Below are 22,479 nucleotides of genomic sequence, written 5' to 3' on the forward strand. Positions count from 1 at the left end.
GGCGAAATGTCCGCCAAGACATGTCCTGAAGACCCTATCCTTGCGGCGACCGGCGGCCCCATCGATCGCGGCGAGGCGATGGGGAGCCGACGCGAGCGCGGATGGTGGATCGCAGCGGCGCTCGCGTGCGCCTGCGCGAAGCCGACGACCTCACCGACCGCGGCCCCTCCGGCCCGCGAGGCGAAGGCGCCCGCCGCAGCGCCGTGGGAGCCCGTACGGAGCCCCGCGGGGGCGTTCGCGGTGGAGATGCCGCCCGGGGTGGAGGCCAGTCGGAGGGCGATCGCGGAGGACGAGGGGAAAGCGGCCAGCTACACGTACCGCTCGGTCGAAGGCGAGACGATGTACGTGGTGTTCGTGACGGTGTACGCGGGCGCGCGCCGGCTCGACGATCGGGAGGCCGTCCTCGACGTCGCGCAGCAACGAGCGATGAGCAACGTCGGCGGGACCGTGTTCTCGACCCGCTCGGCGGACGTCGCGGGTCACCCGGGACGCGCGGCGGTGCTGCATCTCACCAGCAAGAACATCGCCCTCGAGGCGAACGTCCGCCTGGTGCTGCTCGACGATCGAGTCTACGAGCTCGTGGTCCTCGCCCAGCGCGACAAGACGCCGGCGGCGGGCGCGGACCGCTTCTTCGCGTCGTTCCAGCCGCTCGCGTCCGAGCCGAATGCATTCACCGGCGGCGACGAGATCCAGACGCTGATCCAGTCCGAGATCGACGAGGTCCGGCGGTGCTACGCCTACGCCAGCGCCGCCGCCGACCGCGAGCTCGCCGGGCGGATCGCCATGCACTTCACGATCGGACCGGAGGGCACGGTGACCGCGTGCCGCGCCGGCGAGACGTCGCTCCCCGAGGAGATGACGGGCTGCATGGTCGAGGTGATCCAGGCGCTGAAGTTTCCGCGGCCGAGCGACGGCAAGCCCATCGCCGTTCAGTACCCGTTCGTCTTCGACGGGTGAACGGCGCGCAGGCGCCTCGAGGTGGGCGCGTGGCGCCGCGGGTCGGCAGCGGGCGGCAAGTCTTGCGGCGAGCGATCGGCCAGGGAATGACGGCAGCGCGGGCGAGCAGGCGTGCGCGCATTCATTCGAGCGAACCGCGCGCGAATCGCCGGCCGCGTCCTTACAATGTTCAACCGGCGCAGGACAATGCCCATTCGCCGCACCGGCGTCCGCTCGCCTGCTCGCGGCCGGCGGCGCCTCGCCGCCCGCGGGCTTTTCATCGCCGCGCCCGCGTGGTCTGCTGGGCCTGTATGGCCTCCCCCGAACGCATCCGCGCCTGTGCGGAGTCCCTCCTGCCGCGGACGGAGCTCGAATCCGGCCGCTCCATCGACCCCATCGTCGCCGGCGCCGCGCAGTGGTTTCACCTCGACGCCCGGCAGACCGAGCAAGTGCGCACCACGGCGCGCAAGTGGATCGAGGGCGCCCCGCTCATGCCCGCCGATCTGGATTGCCTCGAGGCGATCCTTTTGCCCAAGGAGCGTCCGGTCGCCGACCTCGCCGGCGGCAAGCTGCTCGGCCTGCCGCAGGGCGAGTTCTTCGACCTCTACGCCGACACCGCCCTCCGCGGCCGGATCGAGGCGTGCTTGCCCGCGATCGGACGCATCGAGCTGCCGGGCAACCTGTCGCTGCCGTACGGCGGCGCCGGCTTCGTGGTCGGCGACGGCCTCGTCATGACCAATCGCCACGTCGCCCAGCTGTTCGCCAGCGGCGTCGGGCGCAACGCCCTGCGCTTCCTCCCCGGACAGACGGCGGCCTTCGATCCGCGGCACGAGCGGCCCGACGAGCCGGCGGGTCCGATCTACGCCCTGTCCCGCGTCGTCATGATCCATCCGTACTGGGACATGGCCCTGCTGGGCGTCGACGGCTTGCGAGTCGCCCCCCTCGAGCTCGCGACCGACGACGTGCCCGCCCGCCGGCGCGTCGTCGTCGTCGGGTATCCGGGCTTCGATCCGCGCAACGACGTCGAGGTCCAGCAGCGGGTGTTCCGCGGGCGCTACAACCTCAAGCGCCTCGCCCCCGGCTACTTCGGCGGGCGCCGCCGGGTCGCCAGCTTCGGCCGCACCGTGTCCGCCGCGCTGCACGACGCCTCGACCCTCGGCGCCTGCTCGGGCGCCGCGATCGTCGACGTCGCGACCGGCCGCGTGCTCGGGCTCCACTTCGGCGGCGTCTACCTCGATCGCAACTTCGCCGTCCCGGCCGCCGAGCTCGCGTGGGACTCGCGGGTCGTCGACGCCGGGGTCAAGTTCGCCGGCCGGCCCGCCGCGCGCCCCTTGCCGCGCGAGTGGAGCGCCGCGTGGAGCGACGTCGAGGAGGTCCTGCCGCCCGCGCAGTCACCGGGAGAAGTCCCGCGAATGGCAGTCGCCGGATCGGAGCAGACCCTCAGCCTCACCGTGCCGATCGAGATCACGGTGCGAATCGGCCCCGCCGGCCCGCACGGTGCCACCATTGCCGCCGGCCCGACGACCGAGCCGACGATCGTCGTTCGCCCCGAGCTGCGCCAGCTCGTCGCCGCCGCGCGGGCGCGCCGCTATTACGACGCCGGCCAGGACGCGGTCGACCGCGACAAGTACTACGCCGACGTCCTGCACGACGTCTCCTACGAATCGCTGTCGGCGCTGGTCGCGGCCACCCACCTGGAGACCCCGAGCTACGATCCCAGCCGTCACCTCTATCCGTGGGTCGACCTGCGGCCCGACCGCCGCCTGGCCTCGATCTACTCCAACGTCACCTTCACCCCCGAGGAGCTGATCGCCGCCGACGCCCGCATCGACGCGGCCCGCCGCGCCCGCCGGGCCGAGGCGCTGGCCTGGCGCAGCTTCGAGTCGCCCGCGGCGCTCGCCGAGCTCGAGGCCGCGATCGAGGCCGAGCTGCCCTACAACTGCGAGCACGTGGTCCCGCAGAGCTGGTTCCGCAAGCGCGAGCCGATGCGCGGCGACCTCCACCACCTGTTCGCCTGCGATCATCACTGCAACCAGCTGCGGGCCAACCGCTCGTACTTCGAGTTCGCCCGCGACGAGCCCCTGCCGCCCTGCGGCGAGGGCGAGGGCCCGCACTTCGAGCCCGCCAACGGCCGCGGCCCGGTCGCGCGCGCCACCCTGTACTTCCTGGTCCGCTACCCCGGCGAGATCGACGCGCCGCACGAACTCCAGCCCGCGCAGCTCGAGCTGCTCACGCGCTGGTCCAAGGAGGAGCCGCCCGGGCAGTACGAGCGTCACCGCAATCAGGCGATCTTCGCCGTCCAGGGCAATCGCAACCCGTTCGTCGATTATCCGCAGTGGGTCGACCTCGTCGACTTCACGCCCGGGCTGGGCGTCCCGTGACGGCGCCGATCATCATCCACGATTCGCAATGACGGCAGCGCGTCCCCGCTGAATCGCCGCCATCGGAGCGCCGACGTCGACTTCGGCCTATGCGGCAGCCCGGCGGGGACCCGCTGTCTCGGCCGTTCGAGGCCGGCCGAAGTCGCGCAGTCGAGCGAGGATTCGCCGATCCTCGCGGATCCGCGCGTCCGCTCGCCAGACCGCGCCGCCGGCTGCGCAGCGGTCGATCGGCTACCATCGCCGGCGATGAGCGTACGTCGCGTCGTCGCGCAGGGCGAGAGCCTGCCGCAGATCGCCGCCGAACACGGACTCTCGCCCGAAGCAGTGTGGTCGGCGCCCGAGAACCGCGAGCTCGCGGCGCTGCGGCGCAACTACAACGTCCTCGCGCCCGGCGACGTGCTCGTCATCCCCGACAAGCGCGGCAAGTCGTACGACGTCGCCGTCGATCGCCGCCACGTCTTCCGCCGCAACGGCGTGCCCGCGCAGCTGCGGCTGCAGCTCTACGACGGCGAGGCCCCGCGGGCCGGCCTCGAGTACGAGCTGGTGTGCGGCGAGCAGGTCTTTCACGGCACCACCGACGCCGACGGCGTGCTCACGCACTGGGTCGCGACCGGCCTGCGACGCGCGCTGCTGCGGGTGACCGGCAGCCCGGAGGTCGAGATCCGGATCGGCCACCTCGATCCGATCGACACCCTCTCGGGCGCGCAGAAGCGGCTCGCCAACCTCGGCTACGGCTGCCCGCTCTCCGGCCGCTACGACGCCGCCACCGCCGAGGCGCTGCGCCGGTTCCAGCGCCGCCACGGCCTCGATGACAGCGGCACCCTCGACCCCGCCACCCTCGCCGAGCTCGAGCGCCTGCACGACACCACCGCGCACCCGAAGCCGCCATGCGCCTGACCGAAGCCGAGATCAAAGCCAACCGGGTCACCGCCCTGCAGACCGCCAACCCGGGTCCCACCACCAGCACCACCACGGTGCAGGGCGCGCTCGTCAGCGGTCAGTCGACCACCACCACCGTCCCGGTCGTGATCGCCAAGCCGCCCAAGAAGATCTTCACGATCGTCTCGTGGAACATCCAGGACTACAAGGGCAGCAAGATCACCGACGACAGCAAGGCCTGGGTGCACGCCTTCGTCAAGCTGCTGGTCGAGTCGCTCGCCGTCGACCTGCTGCTCCTCATCGAGACCGACGTCGACCTCACCGAGGCCGCCGCGCGCATCGAGCTGGCCGACCACCAGAATTGGGGCAGCGAGCTGGCGACCTCGAGGTGCGACTTCCATCTGGCGGCCAGCGGACGCAGCTTCAAGAAGGTCGAGCTGCCCGCCAAGTTCACCCTCGACGACCTGCAGAAAGACAAGCAGACGCCGAGCGAGAACTGCGACTGGCGCGAGGAGATCGAGGCGTTCTTCTACACCTACGAGGTGACCTACAAGAACGCCCGGATCGACTATCCGACCCTGAAGCAGCTCATCCTCGGCGGCAAGTCCTACAACCCTGGCGACGTCCGGTTCAAGCGCAGCAGCGACTGCCCGGCCTGCGCCGGCGCCGGCTGCGTCTGCGCCGGCCAGAAGACCTGCAAGTACTGCACGTGCACGGAGTGCAACCAGCAGCACGACGCCTACCTCGCGTGCGGCGCGTGCAAGTGCGCCACCTGCGACGAGCGCGGCATCGTCGACCGCCCGTGCACCTTCTGCGGCGGCAAGGACCGCGGCTGCATGATGTGCGGCGGCGTCCCCACCGTCGAGCTCTGGTGCCCCGACTGCCACTGCACCACCTGCCGCGGCGAGGGCACCCTCGAGTCGAAGCAGCGGCAGGCGTGCCCGACCTGCAACGGCGCCAAGAGCCTGACCATCACCTGTCCCAAGTGCCAGGGAAAGCGCGGCCACCTCCAGCCGTGCGGCAACTGTCAGGGCGGCGCCCACCCGTTCGCCAAAGCCTGTCAGCCGTGCGGCGGCCGCGGCCAGGTCGCCGTCCCCTGCGACGCCTGCGGCGGCGCCGGCCAGGGCCAGCAGGCCTGCGGCGACTGCGGCGGCGCCGGCACCAAGGAGATCGTCGTCACCACCGATTGCCCCCGCTGCGGCGGCGCCGGCCGGCTGTCCAAGCTGAAGCTCGGGCAACAGTGCACCGCCTGCGAGGGCGTCGGCACCACCCACGTCCGCTGCCTCGCCTGCGCCGACGCCCGTTGCCCGGCCTGCGGCGGCGAGGGCGAACCGAACAGCGACGCCTGGACCCACGCGATCGAGACCGCGAGCTTGCTGCTCAAGGCCGAAACGTTCGGCACCTACGACGTCGAGACCTACACCGCGATGTGGCGCACGCCGAAGCACCGGCTCCCGAGCCAGTACGGGGTGGGCCACGAGGCCTGCGATCGCAAGCTCGCCTGGCTGTGCACCGGCTCGACCCTGTGCTCCACCGACAAGAACGGCGCCGAGCTCGGGTACCAGGATCTGAACGGCGACTTCAACTGTCGCTCGCCGTTCACGATGCCGCTGTGGCTCAGCCTCGACGGTCAGCACGTGCAAGTGCCGATGGCCGCGTTGCACGCCATCTGGGGCAAGAGCACTTCCACGTTCGTCAAGGCCCGCGGCGCCAGCGTCGAGAAGATGTTGTCGCTCGCCGTCGCCTACCCCGGCGCCGACCTCGAGAACCTCGGCGACTACGCCAACCCGCTGCTCGTCGGCGACTTCAACCTCAACTACAAGATCGGCACCACCGCCGAGGCCAGCAGGGCCATCAACAAGCTCATCGCCAGCGGCTATCGCACCACCACGTCCGCCACCCAGACCTCGCTGTCGATGCTGAGCGCGGGCATGAAGAAGGTGCTGGCCGCGAAGCCCGACAAGAACAAGCTGTACAGCGCGGCCTACGATCACTTCCTGCTCAAGACCGGCTCCGCGCTGAACCAGCACGTCGTCCAGGCCGGGGTCATCGACATCCTCGACATGGCCAAGCGCCTGATCGCCGGCAACTCGACGCTCGCCGCCCAGATCGACGCCGACGCCGCCGCCACCCACAAGACCAAGAATGGCACGACGAAGGCGAAGAAGAAGACGCAGATCTTCGACCTGTCGAACGCCAAGGACAAGGACCTCGCGCGCGCCTTCTACCTCTACCGCAAGTACGTCAGCGACCACATCCCGATCCTGATCGACATCCTCGTCGACACTCAGGACGCCAAGCAGGCCGAATGGCGCGACGGCATGCTGCAGCAGGGGCACGACCTCCGCTTTCGCCTCGGGCAGCAGCCGCCGCCGCCGCCGCAGGTGCCGAGCTACGAGGGGCACTGGACCGAGGGCAAGTTCGTGTTCACCGGCCCGCACTCGCTCAAGGTCGACAAGGGCGGCAGCGTCGTCCACGTGTGCGGCCGCGTCATCCGCTGGCGGCGCGACAAGGTGACCGTCCGCGTGTCCCAGCTCGACGACCAGGGCAAGGAGACGTGGCTGCACATCGACTTCGTCGGCACGCACACGATCGACCCCGAGATCCTGCGCGACTTCAGGACCGTCGGGGTCGTGTGGCTGCAGGGCGTCTTCACCGTCGCCCGCGCGCCCGACCAGATCTTCGCGCAGCCGAAGGGCCAGACGCCGGAGCCGCCGGCGTTCTGGCGCGCGAAGTGAGGCCGATCAGCCGGCCTTGAGCGCCGCCGCGAGCGCGTTCGGCGTCGACGCGAGCACCGAGCGCAGCATCGCGATCGGCCCGAACGACCTGGCGCGGTGGCGCTGCAGCTCGCTCTCCGGGTAGCGGCGCGAGATGTGGTGCCAGTCGAGGATCCCGGCCATCCAGTCCTTCAGGCCCTCGATGTAGGCGTCGAGCGCCGCGCGGGCCTCGGCGTCGAGGTCGAGGTCGGCGACCATCGGCGGCACGTCGTGCGCGAGCACGTGCTGGAACTGCTCCATCCGCGACGTCATCAGCTTGTTCGCCGCCAGCACCGCGTCCTCGCGCGACAGGTCGAGGAACGTCTGCAGCACCAGCACGATGTTGTGCAGCTCGCCCTCGTACTCGATCTCCTTCTGGTACGAGAAGATGTCGTTGGTGAAGCAGGCGTAGTCCTGGGCCGAGACCTCGAGCCACTGCAGCGCCCGCGAGCGCAGCGCCGCGGGCGGGATCCGGCCGCCCTTGGTGATCCGCGCCAGGTTCATCGTCATGTCGGAGCCGAAGGTCGCGCGCCGCATCTCGACGTAGTCGACCGGGTCGGGGATCCGGTGCTGGGTCTGGTTCATCAGCTCCCACAACCAGCTGTCCGTCATGTCCTCGACGCTCTTGCGGAAGCTGGCGCGCTGGTCCGGCGACAGCGGGCCCGCGGTGCGCAGCCACAGATCGGCGAGGCCGGCCTCGAGCGGGTTCAGCGGCGGCGGCGTCGGCTCGTCGTTCAGCGGCATGAACAGCTCCAGGCGATCGTTCTGCTGCTTGGCCGCCGCGAAGTTGCGCCCGCTGCCGAACACCAGCGGGAAGTAGTCGTCGCCGTAGGTGCCCCACGTCAGCCACGCCGACGACACGTCGAGCTCTTCGGCCGTCGCGTCGGGGTGGATCCGCGCCGCGCACTCGGCGAAGTCGTAGCCCGCCAGGCGATCCTCGTCCCACACGCACGCGCCCGGCACCCCCGGCACCTCCGCGAGCATGCCGGTCGCCCGCGCGTAGTCGATGCAGTGCTGCTTGGCGCGCGCGAGGTTGCCGTTCACCCGCGCCTTGTACGGCATGTAGAAGTCCGGCAGCTTCGTCGGCCCGACCGGCTGGAACAGCAGGTGCGAGAAGTTCTTGGCCCGCTTGAGCCCGAGCGCCGACGGCGACAGCGTCAGCCGCACGCCCGAGGTGCCGAGCCCGGTCGGCCCGCGGAGCACCCGCTCGATCAGCGTCGCCGCGCGGCTGGCAGCCTCGCTCGAGTCGCCGCGGGCCAGCCGCCGCTCGGTGCCGACGCGGAAGTACTTCGCCAGCGCCGGCGGGACCTGCAGCTCGGCCGTCGGCGACGACGTCCCGCCCTGCCCGCCGCCGTTCATGTAACGGCTCGAGCGCATGTGCCACTCGTGGCCGCCCGACTGCCAGTCCTGCAGGCCCTTGACGTAGAGGAACACCGCCTGCCGCTCGCTCGGGTCGAGCGCGTACTCCTCGAACAGCGGCGGCAGCTCGACGAACGTGGTGTTCTCGAACTGCTGCAGCCGCGACGTCAGCAGGTCGTTGGTGATCTCGGCCGCCTTCTGGGTCGGCACGTCGAAGAAGCGCTCGACGACCAGCACGCAGTTGGCGTTCTCACCCTCGCGCTCGACCTCTCGCTGGTAGGAGAACAGGTCGTTGCGCAGGTGCACGCCGTCGCTGAACGTGTCCTTCAGGACCCGCAGCGGCCGCGTCTCGGCGACCCGCGCCGGGATCTCGGCCCCGACCGCGTGCTCGACCAGGCAGGCCGACCACGGCGCGCCGCCGACCTTGCGCCGCATCTCGATGTACTCGATCGGGTTCGAGACCCGCGCCTGGCGGATGTTGCCGAGCTCCCACAGCGACTCCTCGAGCAGGTGCCGCGTGACGACGTGGAACCGCCGGCGCCAGTCCGCCGACGTCGTCGGCGTGGTGCGGCGCCACAGATCGAGCAGCCCCGCCTCGACCGGGTTGGTGGGCTCGGGGATCGGCGTCGTCAGGTCGACCGGCATGAACGCCGGCAGGCGGGCCAGGTACTCCTTGGCCCCGACCATGTCCCGCGTCTTCTTGTAGACCTCGAGGAAGTGGTCGTCGAAGAAGAACACCCACACGTACCAGTCGGTGATGAGGTCGAGCTCCTCGCCCGAGCAGTCCGGGTGGGTGTAGGCGCACAGCAGCGCGTAGTCGTGGTTGTCGAGGTCCTCCTCGGTCCACACCCCGGTGTCGATCATCTCCATCGCGTAGGCCCACTCCTTGGTGTGCCTGCGCGCGCCTTCGAGGTGAGGATTGATCCGCGCCGGATGCGGCATGTAGAAGTCCGGCAACTGAAACGGCTGCTGCGTCATTGACTACTCCTGGCGACCGATCGCCACGTCCTCGAGCATCCCGAGCGCGTCGGGCACCAGCACCGCGGCCGAGAAGTACGCGCTCACTAGATATTCGTGGATCGCCCGCTCGTCGACCCCGATCGGACGCACCGACAGGCTGGGCTCGACCTCGTCGGGGAGCCCGGTCTGATGCAGCCCGATCACGCCCTGCGAGTCGGCGCCGACGCGCATCGCCAGGATCGAGCTGGTGCCCTCGGGCGTGATCGGGATCTTGTCGCTCGGCACGATCGGCACCCCGCGCCACGCGATCATCGGGCTGCCGTCGATCGCCGCGGTCTGCGGGTAGATGCCGCGGCGGGTGCACTCGCGGCCGATCGCGGTGATCGTGCGCGGGTGGGCCAGGAAGAACCGCGTCGAGCGCCGGCGGCACAGCAGCTCGTCGAGATCCTCGGGCGTCGGCGGGCCGCTGCGGGTCGGGATCCGCTGCTTGAGGTCGACGTTGTGGAGCAGCCCGAACTCGCGGTTGTTGAGCAGCTCGTACTCCTGCTGCTCGCGCACCGCCGCGATCGTCAGACGGAGCTGCTCCTGCGTCTGATCCATGGGCTCATTATAGAGGTCGGCGACGCGGGTGTGTACGCGCAAGATCGTCTGCACCACCGAGAGCTCGTACTCGCGCGGGCGCAGCTCGTAATCGACATAGCCCAGCGGCAGCGGCGCCTCGCCCATGTGTCCGGCCGACATGGCGATCGCCTGCTGGCCGCTCTTGTCCTGCGGCCGCCTGCGCAGGCGCGCGTGGGCCTCGACGTGGGCCTGCAGCGCCGGCGAATCGGCGAGCGCCCGAGTCAGCGCCTGCTCCGACAGCGTCAGGACGATGCAGCGCGTGAGCGCCTGGACCGTGTAGGGCCACGCATCACCGCGCGCGACCAGGCCGTCGTCGCCGAAGTGGTCGCCGTCGACCAGCACGCCGAGAATTAGCGAATCGTCATACTTGCCGACCCCGAGCTTCTTCGCCTTGCCGTGCGCGAGGAGCACCACCTGATCGGCAGGCGCGCCCGCCGCCACGATGAGCTCGCCGGCGGCGACCTCGCGCTGGACGAAGCGGTCCGCCAGCGCGGACAGCACCGCATCATCCTCGAACCCGCGCAGCAGCGGGAGCTCCGTCAGCTCGCGCGGGATCACCTGCACGCGCGGGCCGACGCTGGTAAAGCCGACGCGGCCGTCGCCGACCGCGTAGGTCAGGCGACGGTTGACGCGGTAGGTCCCGCCGGGCACGTCGACCCACGGCAGCAGGCGCAGCAGCCAGCGCGGGCTGATTCCCGCCATCTGCGGCGCCGACTTGGTGGTCGTCGCCAGGTTGCGAGCCGCCGCCGTGGCGAGGCTCGTCTGCGCATTCTCTCTCGGGGTCGACGGGTCCGTCATGATCGTGGGCTCCTCCGCTGCGCACGTCCGCGATCAGTCGCGCCTCAGCGACCGATCTCCGCGTCCTCGAGCACCGCCAGCGCGTCGGGCACCAGCACGGCGGCCGAGTAGTAGGCGCTGACGAGGTACGAGATGACCGCCTTCTCGTTGATGCCCATGAAGCGGACCGACAGGCTCGGCTCGACCTCGTCGGGGATGCCCGGCTGGTGGAGGCCGATGACGCCCTGGTTCTTCTCGCCGGCGCGCAGCAGGATGATCGAGCTGGTGCGGGTGTCGGTCACCGGGATCTTGTTGCACGGAAGGATCGGCACGCCGCGCCAGGCCGGGATGTGGTGGCCGGCGAACTCGACGGGGTGCGGGTAGATGCCGCGCTTGCTGCACTCCTGGCCGAAGGCCGCGATCGTGCGCGGGTGGGCGAGGAACGCGGTCGGCTCCTTCCACACCAGCGCCAGCAGCTCGTCGAGGTCGTCCGGCGTCGGCGGGCCCGAGCGGGTGTGGATGCGCTGCTTGAGGTCGGCGTTGTGCAGCAGGCCGAACTCGGGGCTGTTGATCATCTCGTGCTCTTGCCGCTCGCGCAGCGCCTCGATGGTCAGGCGCAGCTGCTGCTGCGTCTGGTTCATCGGCTCGTTGTACAGATCGGCCACGCGGGTGTGGACCTGCAGGACCGTCTGGGCCACGCTGAGCTCGTACTCCCGCGGCGACAGCTCGTAGTCGACGAACGTGCCCGGCAGCACCACTTCACCGCGGTGACCGGACGCCAGCGCGATCTCGGCCTCGCCCTGCCCGCTCTGCGGCTTGCTGCGATTGGCCTTGAACTTCTCGACCTGGGCGCGCAGCGCCGGCGACTGCTCGACCGCGGCGGCGAGCGCCTTCTCGGGCAGGGTCAACGCGATCACGCGGGTCACCGCCTTGACGGTGAAGCCCCACGTGTCGTTCTCCTCGACGAGGTTCTGGTCGCCGAAGTGGGCGCCGTCGGCCAGCACGCCGAGCACCGTCTCGTCGCCGTACTTGCCGGTGCCGAGCTTGTTCACCTTGCCGTGGGCGATGAGGAACACCTGGTCGGCCGGCTTGCCCGCCTCGACCAGCACCTCGCCGGCCTTGTACTCGCGCTGGACGAACTTGCCGGCGAGGGCGTTCAGCACCTCGACGTCGTCGAAGCCGCGCAGCAGCGGCAGCTCGGTCAGCTCCTGCGGGACCACCGAGACCTTGGCGCCGACGTTGGTGAAGCTCAGGCGGCCGTCGCCGACCGCGTAGCTGAGGCGGCGGTTGACGCGGTAGACGCCGCCCGCGGCGCGCACCCACGGCAGCAGCTTGAGCAGCCACCGCGAGCTGATTCCTTGCATCTGCGGCTCCGACTTGGTCGTCGTCGCCAAATTCCGCGCCGCTGCGGTCGCCAGGGCGGTCTGCTGCGCGCTATCACCAAAATTCTGTGCATTCGTCATGACGTACCTCGAGGTTGCTTCAACTGCGACGATTGACCCGAACCGCCGAATCGACGCACGGTCCCCCGGAGACGGACTCGCAGGGCGCTCGCCATTCGATGGTCACAAGAACCGTACGGGTTCGTGACATTCCGCCGCGGTCCGTATCCGCGCGCGGAAATGGTGACTGAACTTCGGTCCGAGCTACTACCCGGCTCGCTATTGCCCTGTCAAACGTTAAATCAGCGGCGCGAATGCGAGCGAACGGGCGACGAATATTCTTACGCAACGTCGACGCGTGGGAGGGGAAATTCGCCGCTGGGCGCCCACTGGGCGCCCACTGGGCGCCCTTCGGAGCGCCCGGCGCCGACGCCGGACAGGTGTCACAATGCGCGCTAATGCCGGCCCGTTCATGTCGTCCCGTTCATGTTCTTTCGTGGAATGTCCCGCTCGCAATCGGTGTACACGGGGTCTCGACGAGTTACGGCCGATGAGCAACACTGTCGGGCCGATGTCCGCAGCCATGCTGTTGAACAACGCGCTGATATTCGGCGCGGCCCTCCTACTCGTCATCGTCGTCTCGCTGATCGCGTCGCGACAGTCCGGTCGCCTGCTCCGGCTGGCGCTGCGGCTCGTCCGCGCGCCCGACCACGAGGCGCTGGCGGCGTCGCTGGCGAACCGCGTCTCGCGGGCGATCGTCGTCTTCACCACCGTGGTCGCCATCGCGCTGATCTGCGCCGGCGTCTCCTTGACGATGTACGAGATCGACTGCGCCCCGCGGCTGTGGGCCTGGACCGAGGCGTCGCTCCTCCGCGATCCGATGGCGGCGGTGTGGCTGGTCCTCAGCGTGCTGGGCGTCCTGGTCGCGGCCTACGTGCTCTACCGGTTCATCAAGGTGGTCGTCCACTACCTCGTCGCCGGCCTGCGACGCAACCCCGCATTCTCCCAGCACGACGCGCAGCTCGCCACCCTGCTCGAGCGCCTGCTCGTCACCCTGCGCTGGGGCATCGCCCTCGCCGCGGTGAGCCTGTGCGTCGCGCTCGCACCTCCGCCGGAGCTGGTGGTGCAGGCGCTCGGGACTGTCACGATCGTCGCGCTCGGCGTGCTGATCGCGCGGACGATGATCGTCATCGCGCACCTCGCGGTCGACGTCGTGTTTCACTTCGCCCGCGGCCGGGAGAGCCACCGCACCCTGCGCTACGTCGGCCGGCTCGAGCACCTCGCCGGCATCACCAAGCGCACGCTCGACTACTTCTTCTTCGTCGGCGCGGCCACCTGGATCTTCGACCAGATCAACCCCGGCGGCCGGCTGTCCGAGTTCGGCCTCATCGGCATTCGCATCATCGCCCTGGTGTACGCCGGCCGGGTGCTGATCGAGGTGTTCGAGCTGTTCGTGCGCGAGCTGCTGCTGGCCGACCCGGAGAAGCGCAGCGAGGCCGAGAACCAGCAGCGCCTCACCCTCGTCCCGGTCGCCAGCAGCATCCTCCGCTACGCGATCTACTTCTGCATGACCGTGATGGCCATGCAGGAGCTCGGCGTCGACACCTCGCCGATCCTCGCCGGCGCCGGCCTGCTCGGCCTGGCCGTCGGCCTCGGCGCGCAGGCGTTCGTCGGCGACGTCGTGTCCGGCTTCTTCATCCTGTTCGAGGGCCTGTTCCTGGTCGGCGACCGCGTGCGCGTCGGCGACGTCGTCGGCAACGTCGAGGAGATCGGGGTCCGCGTGCTCAAGATCCGCGACGAGGCCGGCGTGCTCCACTGCATCCCCAACGGCGAGGTCCGCAGCATCGCCAACCACGCGCGCCTCTACGTCAACGCCCTGGTCGAGTTCCGCCTGCCCTACGCCCTCGACGTCCCCGGCGTCCTCGCCGGCCTCAAGGCCCACCTGCTCGAGTACCGCCCGCGCTGCCCCGACATCCTCGACGACCCCGAGTTCGTCGTCCAGGACCTGCAGGACACCGGCGTGCTCATCCGCTGCGTCGTCCGCGTCAAGCCCGGCCGCGACGACGCGACCTGCGAGCTGCTGCGCGCCGAGCTGCTCACCGCCCTCCTCGCCGCCGGCGTCGCGCCGCAGGCGTGCCACGTCGTCGCCCTCCAGGGCGGCACCCCGCGCTGACGGCCGGGCCGCCGGACCGAGGTCGCACGAACCCTCGCGGCGCGACGAGTCACGATTCGTCGCGCCGCTGCGCTCGTCTCAACCCGCGAGCACCGGCAGCACGATCGCCGACGGACGCGCCGGGTCGTGGTGCACCTGCTGCTCCGCGATCACCATGCGCGTCCCGGTGGCGAGCGGCTCGCCGGCGCCGAGGTTGCGCACGAATCGGGGGTGCGCGCCGCTCGAGACCTGCACCCGCAGCCGGTGCCCGCGCGGGAAGCGATACGCAGTGGGCCACAGCTCGACCGGCACGCGCATCACCCCGCCCTCGTCCTGCGGGACGCGCCCCGGCGTCAGTCGCAGCAGCCCGTCGCACACGTTGAAGGACCGCCCCGACGGCTGCACGTCGCACAGGCGCACGAACACGTCGGTCCACGACGTGCTCGACGAGAAGAACACCTCGGCGCGCACCGGCCCGACGACCTCGAGGTCGCGCTCCAGCGGCGCGCTGGTGTAGACGCGCACGTCGGCGCGGGCCTCGAGCGCCCGGTTGTCCTTCGCGCCCGCCTCGGGGCCGAGCAGCACGCCGCCCACGCCCGGCGTCGGATCGGCGGGATCGTAGCGGTAGCGATCGGGCGCCGAGACCGGCGGCGGCGCCTCGGACAGCCGGCCCTCGGGGTGCAGATGCAACCTGCGCTCGCGCGCGCCTGGCGGCGGCCACGCGGCGAGTTCACGCTCGACGCCCGCCGTCCCGTGGGTCATCACGGTCACGCGGATCGACGGCGCCGCGTCGCGCTCCTCGAGCACGTGCGCGCGCAACCACTCGATCCCCTCGCGCAGCCCGGCCGCCATCACCCCCATGTCGGCGTGCGCGAACGGGCCGACGTACAGCCGCGGCCGCCGGCCCGCGGCGACCAGCGCCTGAAAGTCCTGCAGGGTCCAGGGCAGGAAGATGTCGAACCACCCGGTCACGATCTGGATCGGCGCGGCGACGTGGGCGACGTCGCTGCGATGGTCGCGAGTCGCGGTCCAGTACGGATCGTCCTTCGCGTCGTGGGCGAGCCACGCCTGCCAGAAGTCGACCGTCTTGCCCGTCAGCGCGCGGTCGAGGCTCGCCAGCGGCAGCTGCGTGAACGCCTCGCGGCGGCGTCGCCCCCCGACCAGCTGCAGCGTCAGCACGCCCTGCTTGGCGACCAGGATCGACATCAGCTGCGTCCACGACAGCGTCGCGTCGAGCGAGTAACCCTCGCCCGCGTAGGTCTGATCGCGGAACTGCGACGCCGTCACTTGCATGCACAGGGCCTTGAGCGACGCCCCGGCCTCGCGCGCCAGGGCCCACTGCGTGAAGCCGTAGTAGCTCGCCCCGAAGGTCGCCAGCCGGCCGTCGAACCACGGCTGCTGCTCGATCCACCGCACCGTGTCGACCCCGTCGGCCCCCTCCTGCCCGAACGGGTCGAGCACGCCGCCCGAGCCGTCGGTGCCGCGCACCGCCTGCACCACCACCCTGAACCCGCGCTGGGCCAGCGGCGTGGCCGCCGTCAGCTCGGCGAACCCGCGGCGGCCGTACGGCGTGCGCACGAGCACCGTCGGCAGCGCCGTCGCGGCGACGGCCTTGCCGCGCGGCGTGTGCACGTCCGTACGCAGGCCCACGCTGTCGCGCATGGGCACGAGCTGGTCGCGTTCGACGTGGACCTCGCGCGTGAGGGGCGGCGGCAGCTTGGCGAGGCGATCGATCAGGCGAGACGCGAGCGACATGCGTGGCCTCCGAGCGTAACGCGTCCGGGCGCAGGATTGCCACCCGCGAAGCGTCGCGCTCTCCTGCCGGCGATGCGGCCCAGCTGCTCGCCGCTCGCCGTGCACGAGGCCCTGCGCACGACCCGGCGCGTCCGCCTGCGCTTCGGCTTCCTCGCCGCTCGGCGCCCCCGTCACGCGCGGGCGGCGGCCAGAGAGCCGGTCGCTCGCCGGCCGCATTCGACCGCGCGCGCGGGGTCCCGCCTCGACCTCTCGCCCCGCGACGGGCCCGCCGCGCGCGGCGATGACCTGTCTCGAGAGACAGCCATTGGATTTCCGTGCGCACCGGCGAATGCACCGTTCACGACCGCGCTTGCCACATTGGCCGGCCGTCCCGTAGCATCCGCCGATGCGCCTAAATTACCGCCCTGGCCTCCCCATCCTCGTCGCCCTGCTCGCCTGCGGCCCCACGACGCCCGGCACCACCGACGCGACCACCACCACCGACGGCACCTCGACCGTCGCGCCCACCTCGACCACCCCGACGACGACCGCGGGCGAGCCGAGCCACACTGACCCCTCGACCCTCGAGCAGGTGTGCATCGACTTCTGCCTCAACCTGATCGAGCGCGACTCCGGCTGCGCGCTGGCCGACATCGCCTGCTACGACGGGTGCATGGAGGGCTTCGAATTCGCCGGCACGTGCCTGGCCGAGCAGCTGGCCGCCCGGCGCTGCGAGGCCGAAGCGGCCGCCTTCGACGACGTGACCAAGTGCGAGGCCTCCGAGTGCGCCGCGGTCTACCTCGCCGCCGACGTGTGCAACGGCTGGTGCTACCACCTCGGCGGCAACCCCTCGAGCGGCGGCGACGCGAAGGAGTGCGAATGGGGCAGCCAGTGCCTCGACGATCACGACTACGAGATGGTCTGCTCGCTCGGCGACGCCCCGTTCTGCACCTGCTGGGTCGACAACAACCAGGTCGGCGCCTGCCAGCACGACGGCGCGCTCGAGCAGTTCTGCGACGGCGTGCACGTGTTCAGCGGCTGCTGCAAGGAGTTCTTCCTGCCCGTCCTGCAGCCCGCCGCCGTCGAGCCCGCGCCCGCCCCCGAGCCCGGCGGCACCGCCTCGCCCGGCGATCCGTGCCCCCTGGTCGGCCTCCACCTCGCCTGCGAGCACGACGGCGTCGTCGGCGTGACCTACTGCGACGACGACGGCAACCCCCCGGAATTCGGCCCGTGCATCGCCGAGCCGGAGTGCAGCCTGCTGGTCTCGGCGTGCGAGGGCACTTGCCAGCTGCACGACGGCGTCCCGACGTGGGTCCCGGAGGATTGCGGGGGCAACTCCACCGGCTGACCGGCCGTGCGCTCGCATCATTACGGCAATTCGAAGTCCCGCACGTGATTCCACGTGAACGGGTTCTGCGTGCTGTTGTACCAGTCCCACCAGATGGCGGCGCCGTCCGGCGGCGACACCGACGCGTGCAGGGCCGCCAGCTGCGCCGCGGTCTTGGCGAACGTCGGGCACGCCGGGACCACCCGCGAGAACCCGAGCGATCGATACGCCGCGATCGACCGCTGCGGGTAGCCCGAGCCCTGATTGTTGTCGATGTCGTAGATCTGCGGCACCGCGAAGTCGACCCCCGTGAACGCCGCCCACGGGAACCGCGGGAAGTTCCACGGCGCGCCGTACGACGTCAGTCCGACCGCCAGACCAGCCGCGCGGGCGGCCGGCAGCAGCGCTGCCATCAATCGCGCCGCCGCCTCCGGCGCCCCGACGTACGGCGCCTCGGCGTCGACCAGCACCCCGCTCGCCCCGCTGCTCGTCGCCGACGACAGCAGCACCTCGACGAATTCCGCCTCGCGCCCCGGCCACGGGAATCCCCACACCCAGCACGCCTGGCCCGCCGCGCGCAGCGCCTTCGCGTGCCCCGTGAAGCCGCTCCACACCTGGCTCTGCTTGTTCTCGTATTGCCAGATGCACTGGAACGCCAGCCAGCGCAGCCCCACCTGCGCGACCTGGGCCTGCATCGCCGCGATCGAGCCGAGGTGCTTGACCGAACGGACGAACATCCCCTTGCCGCGGGGCAGGCCGGCCGGCGCGCGGAACAACTCGTCGAGGACGGCGCGGGTCCTGGGACCGACGATTCCGTCGCTCACCAGCCCGTGATCGGCCTGGACCGCCCGGATCCCCCGGTCCAGCAGAAACAGCACCTCCCGCAGCGACAAATCGAGGCTCTCCGCCCGCACAGTCATGCTCGTCCCCACAGCCTTCCGCCTATTTCACCAGACTACGCGCCCGGGAACGCCGCTTCAACTCGGCCCGCCGGCCCGTCGCAATGCCGCCACCCCGCGCGGATCGCAGCAATGCGACGATCGCGGTCCCACGATTGGCGCGTCGCGCCTCCGCCGCGCCGGTGGGACCCCGAGGCGCCGACGTCCGTCGCGGTTCCGATCACGGCGAGGGCCCGATGCGGCGACGCCGACTAGAGTTCGAGCAGGAGGACTCGCCATGCCGCGGTACCTGTCGCTATTCCGCCGAGCCGCGCCGTTCGCCCTCGCCCTCGCGTGCGAGGCCGCGGGCGCCGGCACCACCACCGACCAGCCGCCGGAGGAGGACGACGACGGCGAGCCGGCCACGAGCAGCGGACCCACCGGCGGCGGCCCGCCCGAAACGGAGCCGGACGTCGGCCCCGGCCCGGCCTTTCAGTGCGACCCGTGGCAGCAGGACTGTCCTCCGGGCCAGAAGTGCAACCTCTACAGCCTCGACGGCGATGCGACCCTCGACGGCGCCAAGTGCGTGCCGCTCGACGACACGCCCGCGCAGGTCGGCGAGCTGTGCCTCGCCGAGGACGGCTACGGCGCGGGCCCGGACGACTGCGACGCGGGTCTCCTGTGCTGGAACGTGATCCCCGGCGGCCAGGGCACGTGCATCCAGGTCTGCGACGGCATGGCCGACACCCCGCAGTGTCCCGAGGGCCAGGTGTGCGGCAAGAGCTTCGGCAATTATCACTACATGTGCCTGACGCGCTGCGACCCGCTCGACCAGAACTGCATCGAGGGCGAGATGTGCGCCGCGCTCTCGGAGGACTTCGTGTGCGCCCCCGACGTCTCCGGCGACGGCGGCCAGATCTACGACCTCTGCACCGCCGCCAACGACTGCGACCGCGGCCTGATGTGCAGCCCGCCCGATGCCGCCCCCATGTGCCCGCAGGGCCCCGAGGGCGGCTGCTGCTTGCCCTACTGCGAGGTCGGCGGCATCTGCCCCGACGGCCTCGAGTGCTTCAGCTTCAACAACCCCGACCTGGCGCCGGAGCTCGGCGCGTGCGGTCAGCTCCCCTGACCTTCGGGACAGGCGAGCGCCCGCCCGCCGTCGACGACCCCGAGCCGTCGGGCGCCGAGTTCTCCTGGCCTTCGGGACAGGCGAACTCGCCCGCCGCTTCGGGTCGGCGACGCCGCAGCACCGGCGCAACATGACCTTTCGGACAGGCGTACGCGCGGCCCGACTGCGCCGTCGCCCGCGGCTGTCGAGGCCGCGGGCGCTTCGGCCTCGCCGTCGCCCGCGCTCGGCGGGATCGCCTGGCCTTCAGGACAGGCTCACGCGCTCGCCTCGCGGTCCAGCAGCTTGCGCTTGCGCTCGACGCCCCAGCGGTAGCCGGACAGCCCGCCGTCGCGCTGGACCACGCGGTGGCACGGGATGGCCACCGCCAGCGCGTTCTGGGCGCAGGCCTGGGCGACGGCGCGGACCGAGCGCGGCGCCCCGATCCGCTCGGCGATGTCCGCGTAGCAGACCGTCGCGCCGGCCGGGATGGTGCGCAGCGCCTCCCACACGCGCTGCTGGAAAGCCGTGCCGCGGACGTCGAGCGGCAGGTCGAGGCCGAGGCCCGGCGCCTCGACGAACGCGACCACCGACGCCACCTGGCGCTCGAACGCCGGGTCGCCGCCGATCAGCTCGGCGCGCGGGAACCGGTCCTGCAGGTCGCGCACCAGCTTGTCGGGGTCGTCGCCCAGCAGGATCGCACACACCCCGCGCGCGCTCGCGGCGACGAGGATCGATCCGAGCGAGCACTCGCCCACGGCGAAGCGGATCGCCGTCGCCGCCCCGCCGGCGCGGTAGGCCGACGGCGTCATCCCCAGCACCTGCTCGGCGCGCGCGTAGAAGCGGCCGCCCGAGCCGTAGCCCGCGCCGTAGATGGCCTCCGTGACCGTGGTGCCGCGCTTCAGCTCGTCGCGCAGCCGCGCGTCGCGGCGGGCCGCCGCGTAGCCTCGCGGCGTCAGGCCCGTGATCGCCTTGAAGATCCGGTGCACGTGGTACGCGCTGAGGCCCGCCTGCTCGGCCAGCACCGCCAGCCGCGGCGCGGTCTCGGCGTCCTCGATGAAGCGGCACAGCGCCGCCACCATCTCCGCGTGCAGCTCGGCCTGCGACTGGCCGCCCGGCTTGCAGCGCTTGCACGCGCGGAACCCCGCGGCCTCGGCCTCGGCCACGGTCGCGTGGAAGGCCACGTTCTCCGGCCGCGGCGTCCGCGAGGCGCACGACGGCCGGCAGTACACGCCGGTCGTGCAGACCGAGTAGAAGAAGTTGTCGTCGGCGGCCGGATCGGCCGCCACCACGGCCGCCCAGCGAGGGTCGCTGACGACGGCTGCCGCGCGCGCTGCGGACTTGGTGGACATGGCGCTCGTGCTCCTGGATCTGGCGGGACCCCCCCCGCCGCTGCCGTCACGCTAGCCGCTCGGCCGGCGCCGGGCACTCCGGGTCTTGCTGTCGCATTCGAGGTCGGCCTCCCGGCGCCGACGACCCGACACTGTGCCACCCGCGCCCGGCTCGCGCGCTCGCTCGGCTGTCGCAACGGTCAGGTCCTCCCTCGACGCGCGCGGCGCCCGCCCGCCGCGGTTGCGCCGGCCCGGGGCATCGCGCATCCTGCAGACGAAGCCCGCCGCTCCGGCGGGCTTCGTCTTTTTTCCGAGGCCATCGCCATGCAATCCACCCCACCGATCACGATCTCTCGCCTCGACCTCGGCCGGCTGAAGCGTCTGCTCACCGCCCCGGGCGTCCGCGACACCGACGCCGCCGACGCCCTCGACGACGAGCTCGAGCGCGCCGCGGTCGTCGACCCGGACGCGCTCCCGCCCACCGTCGTGTCGATGAACTCGCGCGTGCGCCTGCGAGAGCGCCGCAGCGCGCGGGAGCTCGAGCTCACCCTCGTCTACCCGGGCGACGTCGGCCCCGACCGCGTCTCCGTGCTCGCGCCGGTCGGCAGCGCCCTCCTCGGCCTGTCCGTCGGCCAGGACATCGAGTGGCCGCTGCCCGGCGGTCGGGTCGCCGAGCTCACGGTGCTCGAGATCCTCTACCAGCCCGAGGCCGTGGGCGAGGACCTCGAAGACGCCTAAAAAAACATGTCCCGAAGAGCATGCCCTTTACGACATGCTCTTCGTATCATGCCCATTCGGACATGTCCTTGGTCACACCAGCGCCGCGAGCGCCTCGAGCTCGCCGTCGAACAGCTCGAACACGCCGATGAGCTGCGTGACGTGCAGGATCTCGAGCACCTTCGGCGGCACGCGGCACAGCGCCAGCCGGCCCCCGGCGTTGGCGGCGCTCGAGTAGGCGCTGACCAGCGCGCCGATGCCCGACGAGTCGACCGTGGTCACCCGGCCCATGTCGAGCACGATCTTGCGCTCCCCGCCGTCGAGCGCCGCGAGCACCGCCTCGCGCAGGGCCACCGCGCCGGCGCCGATCGTAATCTTGCCGGTCGGCTCGAACACGCGGACGTCGTCGCGCTGGCGCGCGTCGATGATCGTCCGCGGCTCTCTCGGCAGCTGCTCGGTCCCCACCCCTGGCGGCCTCACGCGCTCGTGCAGGCGCGTCGACATCGTCACGGTCGTCCCGCCGCCGGCGCGGCGGTCGTGGACCACCTCGTCCATGAAGTGGCGCATCAGGAACACCCCGCGCCCGCGCGGCTCGAGCCGGCGCGACTCGTCGCGCGGATCGGCCAGCCACGCCCCGTCCCAGCCGGCGCCCTCGTCGTGCACGCGCACCACCAGTCGACCGCCGCCGAGCTCGACCGCGACGCCGACCTGCTTGCCCGGGTCCTCGCCGTTGCCGTGGACGATGGCGTTGGCCACCGCCTCGCGCACCGCGACCTCGGTCCGCCAGCAGGCCTCGTCGTCGACCCCGATCCGGCGCAGGAATCCCTTCACGGCCTGCGACGCGGACTCGACCTCCACGCGTCGGCTGGCGATTGCGAGGCAGAGTTGTGCGGACGCATTCACGGCGATCCGTGTAGCACCGTGTCGCAAGCGTGCAGACGCTGGCCCACCGCCGTCCGCTCGCGCGTGGCCGAGCGCCGGCGCGACGACCCGGCCATCGCTCGCCTGCGACGCCCTCCGTCCCGCGCGGCGCGGAGTCCCGCGCGCGCCACCGCAACGGCCGTTCGCAAGGTCCCGCCCGAACCTGCGCGGGCCTCGCCGCCAGCGTTCCAGCGGCGGCGAGGCCCATCGGGAAGGCCTGCGGGGCCGGAGCCGCTCGTCCCTGGTGACATGACCGTTCGGAC

At 71.5% G+C, this 22,479-nt stretch carries 15 protein-coding genes; 8 read left to right on the plus strand and 7 right to left on the minus strand.

Going from position 1 to position 22,479, the window contains the following annotated elements; all coding sequences use genetic code 11:
* Window positions 1-6 precede the first annotated feature (6 nt).
* The 4 genes from O0S08_RS24390 to O0S08_RS24405 all read left to right on the plus strand — a co-directional run bounded on the left by O0S08_RS24390 (window position 7) and on the right by O0S08_RS24405 (window position 6,934).
* A complete protein-coding gene (locus O0S08_RS24390) occupies window positions 7-957 on the plus strand; it encodes an AgmX/PglI C-terminal domain-containing protein (RefSeq protein ID WP_269041640.1) in 951 nt (316 codons plus the stop codon).
* A gap of 290 nt (window positions 958-1,247) precedes the next feature.
* Window positions 1,248-3,317 carry an endonuclease gene (locus O0S08_RS24395; protein ID WP_269041641.1) on the plus strand — a complete coding sequence of 690 codons (2,070 nt, stop codon included), beginning with the start codon at window positions 1,248-1,250 and terminating at the stop codon, window positions 3,315-3,317.
* A gap of 246 nt (window positions 3,318-3,563) precedes the next feature.
* Window positions 3,564-4,214, plus strand: coding sequence for a peptidoglycan-binding domain-containing protein (locus O0S08_RS24400; RefSeq protein ID WP_269041642.1), 651 nt, complete (start codon window positions 3,564-3,566; stop codon window positions 4,212-4,214).
* The gene (locus tag O0S08_RS24405; RefSeq protein WP_269041643.1) at window positions 4,205-6,934 is read left to right on the plus strand and encodes a hypothetical protein; all 2,730 of its coding nucleotides are present in this window, start codon (window positions 4,205-4,207) and stop codon (window positions 6,932-6,934) included. Before O0S08_RS24400 ends, O0S08_RS24405 begins: the two co-directional genes overlap by 10 nt.
* 6 nt (window positions 6,935-6,940) lie before the next feature.
* Here the strand turns inward: O0S08_RS24405 and O0S08_RS24410 are convergent, their stop codons facing one another.
* Genes O0S08_RS24410 through O0S08_RS24420 form a run of 3 tightly spaced genes read right to left on the minus strand, consistent with a single transcriptional unit; the run spans window position 6,941 to window position 12,132 of the window.
* Window positions 6,941-9,289: a terpene synthase family protein gene (locus O0S08_RS24410; protein WP_269041644.1), complete on the minus strand. Its 2,349-nt coding sequence runs from the start codon at window positions 9,287-9,289 to the stop codon at window positions 6,941-6,943.
* 3 nt (window positions 9,290-9,292) lie between these two features.
* Window positions 9,293-10,690: a family 2B encapsulin nanocompartment shell protein gene (locus O0S08_RS24415; RefSeq protein WP_269041645.1), complete on the minus strand. Its 1,398-nt coding sequence runs from the start codon at window positions 10,688-10,690 to the stop codon at window positions 9,293-9,295.
* Window positions 10,691-10,734: 44 nt separating this feature from the next.
* Window positions 10,735-12,132: a family 2B encapsulin nanocompartment shell protein gene (locus O0S08_RS24420; RefSeq protein WP_269041646.1), complete on the minus strand. Its 1,398-nt coding sequence runs from the start codon at window positions 12,130-12,132 to the stop codon at window positions 10,735-10,737.
* Between the two features lie 469 nt (window positions 12,133-12,601).
* Here O0S08_RS24420 and O0S08_RS24425 point away from each other — a divergent pair, with 469 nt between their 5' ends.
* Window positions 12,602-14,224 (plus strand): mechanosensitive ion channel family protein, encoded by a 1,623-nt coding sequence (locus O0S08_RS24425; RefSeq protein WP_269041647.1) that lies wholly within the window; start codon window positions 12,602-12,604, stop codon window positions 14,222-14,224.
* A 78-nt stretch (window positions 14,225-14,302) separates the two neighbouring features.
* On the opposite strand, the gene O0S08_RS24430 is transcribed toward O0S08_RS24425, so the two are convergent.
* Window positions 14,303-15,958 (minus strand): CocE/NonD family hydrolase, encoded by a 1,656-nt coding sequence (locus tag O0S08_RS24430; RefSeq protein WP_269041648.1) that lies wholly within the window; start codon window positions 15,956-15,958, stop codon window positions 14,303-14,305.
* A 385-nt stretch (window positions 15,959-16,343) separates the two neighbouring features.
* Here O0S08_RS24430 and O0S08_RS24435 point away from each other — a divergent pair, with 385 nt between their 5' ends.
* Window positions 16,344-17,285: a hypothetical protein gene (locus O0S08_RS24435; RefSeq protein WP_269041649.1), complete on the plus strand. Its 942-nt coding sequence runs from the start codon at window positions 16,344-16,346 to the stop codon at window positions 17,283-17,285.
* Between the two features lie 20 nt (window positions 17,286-17,305).
* Here the strand turns inward: O0S08_RS24435 and O0S08_RS24440 are convergent, their stop codons facing one another.
* Window positions 17,306-18,184: a peptidoglycan-binding domain-containing protein gene (locus O0S08_RS24440; protein WP_269041650.1), complete on the minus strand. Its 879-nt coding sequence runs from the start codon at window positions 18,182-18,184 to the stop codon at window positions 17,306-17,308.
* A 256-nt stretch (window positions 18,185-18,440) separates the two neighbouring features.
* Between O0S08_RS24440 and O0S08_RS24445 the strand changes: the two genes are divergently transcribed.
* On the plus strand, window positions 18,441-19,271 hold the full coding sequence (locus O0S08_RS24445; protein ID WP_269041651.1) for a hypothetical protein: 831 nt from the start codon (window positions 18,441-18,443) through the stop codon (window positions 19,269-19,271).
* A 254-nt stretch (window positions 19,272-19,525) separates the two neighbouring features.
* Here the strand turns inward: O0S08_RS24445 and ada are convergent, their stop codons facing one another.
* The gene (gene ada, locus O0S08_RS24450) at window positions 19,526-20,599 is read right to left on the minus strand and encodes a bifunctional DNA-binding transcriptional regulator/O6-methylguanine-DNA methyltransferase Ada (protein ID WP_269041652.1); all 1,074 of its coding nucleotides are present in this window, start codon (window positions 20,597-20,599) and stop codon (window positions 19,526-19,528) included.
* Window positions 20,600-20,902: 303 nt separating this feature from the next.
* Here ada and rnk point away from each other — a divergent pair, with 303 nt between their 5' ends.
* Entirely contained in the window at window positions 20,903-21,316 is a 414-nt protein-coding gene (rnk, locus tag O0S08_RS24455; RefSeq protein ID WP_269041653.1) for a nucleoside diphosphate kinase regulator, read from the plus strand.
* 72 nt (window positions 21,317-21,388) lie between these two features.
* On the opposite strand, the gene O0S08_RS24460 is transcribed toward rnk, so the two are convergent.
* Window positions 21,389-22,198, minus strand: a complete 810-nt coding sequence (locus O0S08_RS24460; protein WP_269041654.1) for an ATP-binding protein — start codon at window positions 22,196-22,198, stop codon at window positions 21,389-21,391.
* Between the last annotated feature and the right edge of the window lie 281 nt (window positions 22,199-22,479).

Origin of the sequence: Nannocystis punicea, from assembly GCF_026965555.1 — a bacterium.
Lineage (GTDB): Bacteria > Myxococcota_A > Polyangia > Nannocystales > Nannocystaceae > Nannocystis > Nannocystis punicea.

Coding starts and splice junctions, on each gene's coding strand:
- O0S08_RS24390 (WP_269041640.1), top strand. CDS start 7: ATGTCCGCCAAGACATGTCCTGAAGACCCTATCCTTGCGGCGACCGGC.
- O0S08_RS24395 (WP_269041641.1), top strand. CDS start 1,248: ATGGCCTCCCCCGAACGCATCCGCGCCTGTGCGGAGTCCCTCCTGCCG.
- O0S08_RS24400 (WP_269041642.1), top strand. CDS start 3,564: ATGAGCGTACGTCGCGTCGTCGCGCAGGGCGAGAGCCTGCCGCAGATC.
- O0S08_RS24405 (WP_269041643.1), top strand. CDS start 4,205: ATGCGCCTGACCGAAGCCGAGATCAAAGCCAACCGGGTCACCGCCCTG.
- O0S08_RS24410 (WP_269041644.1), bottom strand. CDS start 9,289: ATGACGCAGCAGCCGTTTCAGTTGCCGGACTTCTACATGCCGCATCCG.
- O0S08_RS24415 (WP_269041645.1), bottom strand. CDS start 10,690: ATGACGGACCCGTCGACCCCGAGAGAGAATGCGCAGACGAGCCTCGCC.
- O0S08_RS24420 (WP_269041646.1), bottom strand. CDS start 12,132: ATGACGAATGCACAGAATTTTGGTGATAGCGCGCAGCAGACCGCCCTG.
- O0S08_RS24425 (WP_269041647.1), top strand. CDS start 12,602: ATGAGCAACACTGTCGGGCCGATGTCCGCAGCCATGCTGTTGAACAAC.
- O0S08_RS24430 (WP_269041648.1), bottom strand. CDS start 15,958: ATGTCGCTCGCGTCTCGCCTGATCGATCGCCTCGCCAAGCTGCCGCCG.
- O0S08_RS24435 (WP_269041649.1), top strand. CDS start 16,344: ATGCGCCTAAATTACCGCCCTGGCCTCCCCATCCTCGTCGCCCTGCTC.
- O0S08_RS24440 (WP_269041650.1), bottom strand. CDS start 18,184: ATGACTGTGCGGGCGGAGAGCCTCGATTTGTCGCTGCGGGAGGTGCTG.
- O0S08_RS24445 (WP_269041651.1), top strand. CDS start 18,441: ATGCCGCGGTACCTGTCGCTATTCCGCCGAGCCGCGCCGTTCGCCCTC.
- ada (WP_269041652.1), bottom strand. CDS start 20,599: ATGTCCACCAAGTCCGCAGCGCGCGCGGCAGCCGTCGTCAGCGACCCT.
- rnk (WP_269041653.1), top strand. CDS start 20,903: ATGCAATCCACCCCACCGATCACGATCTCTCGCCTCGACCTCGGCCGG.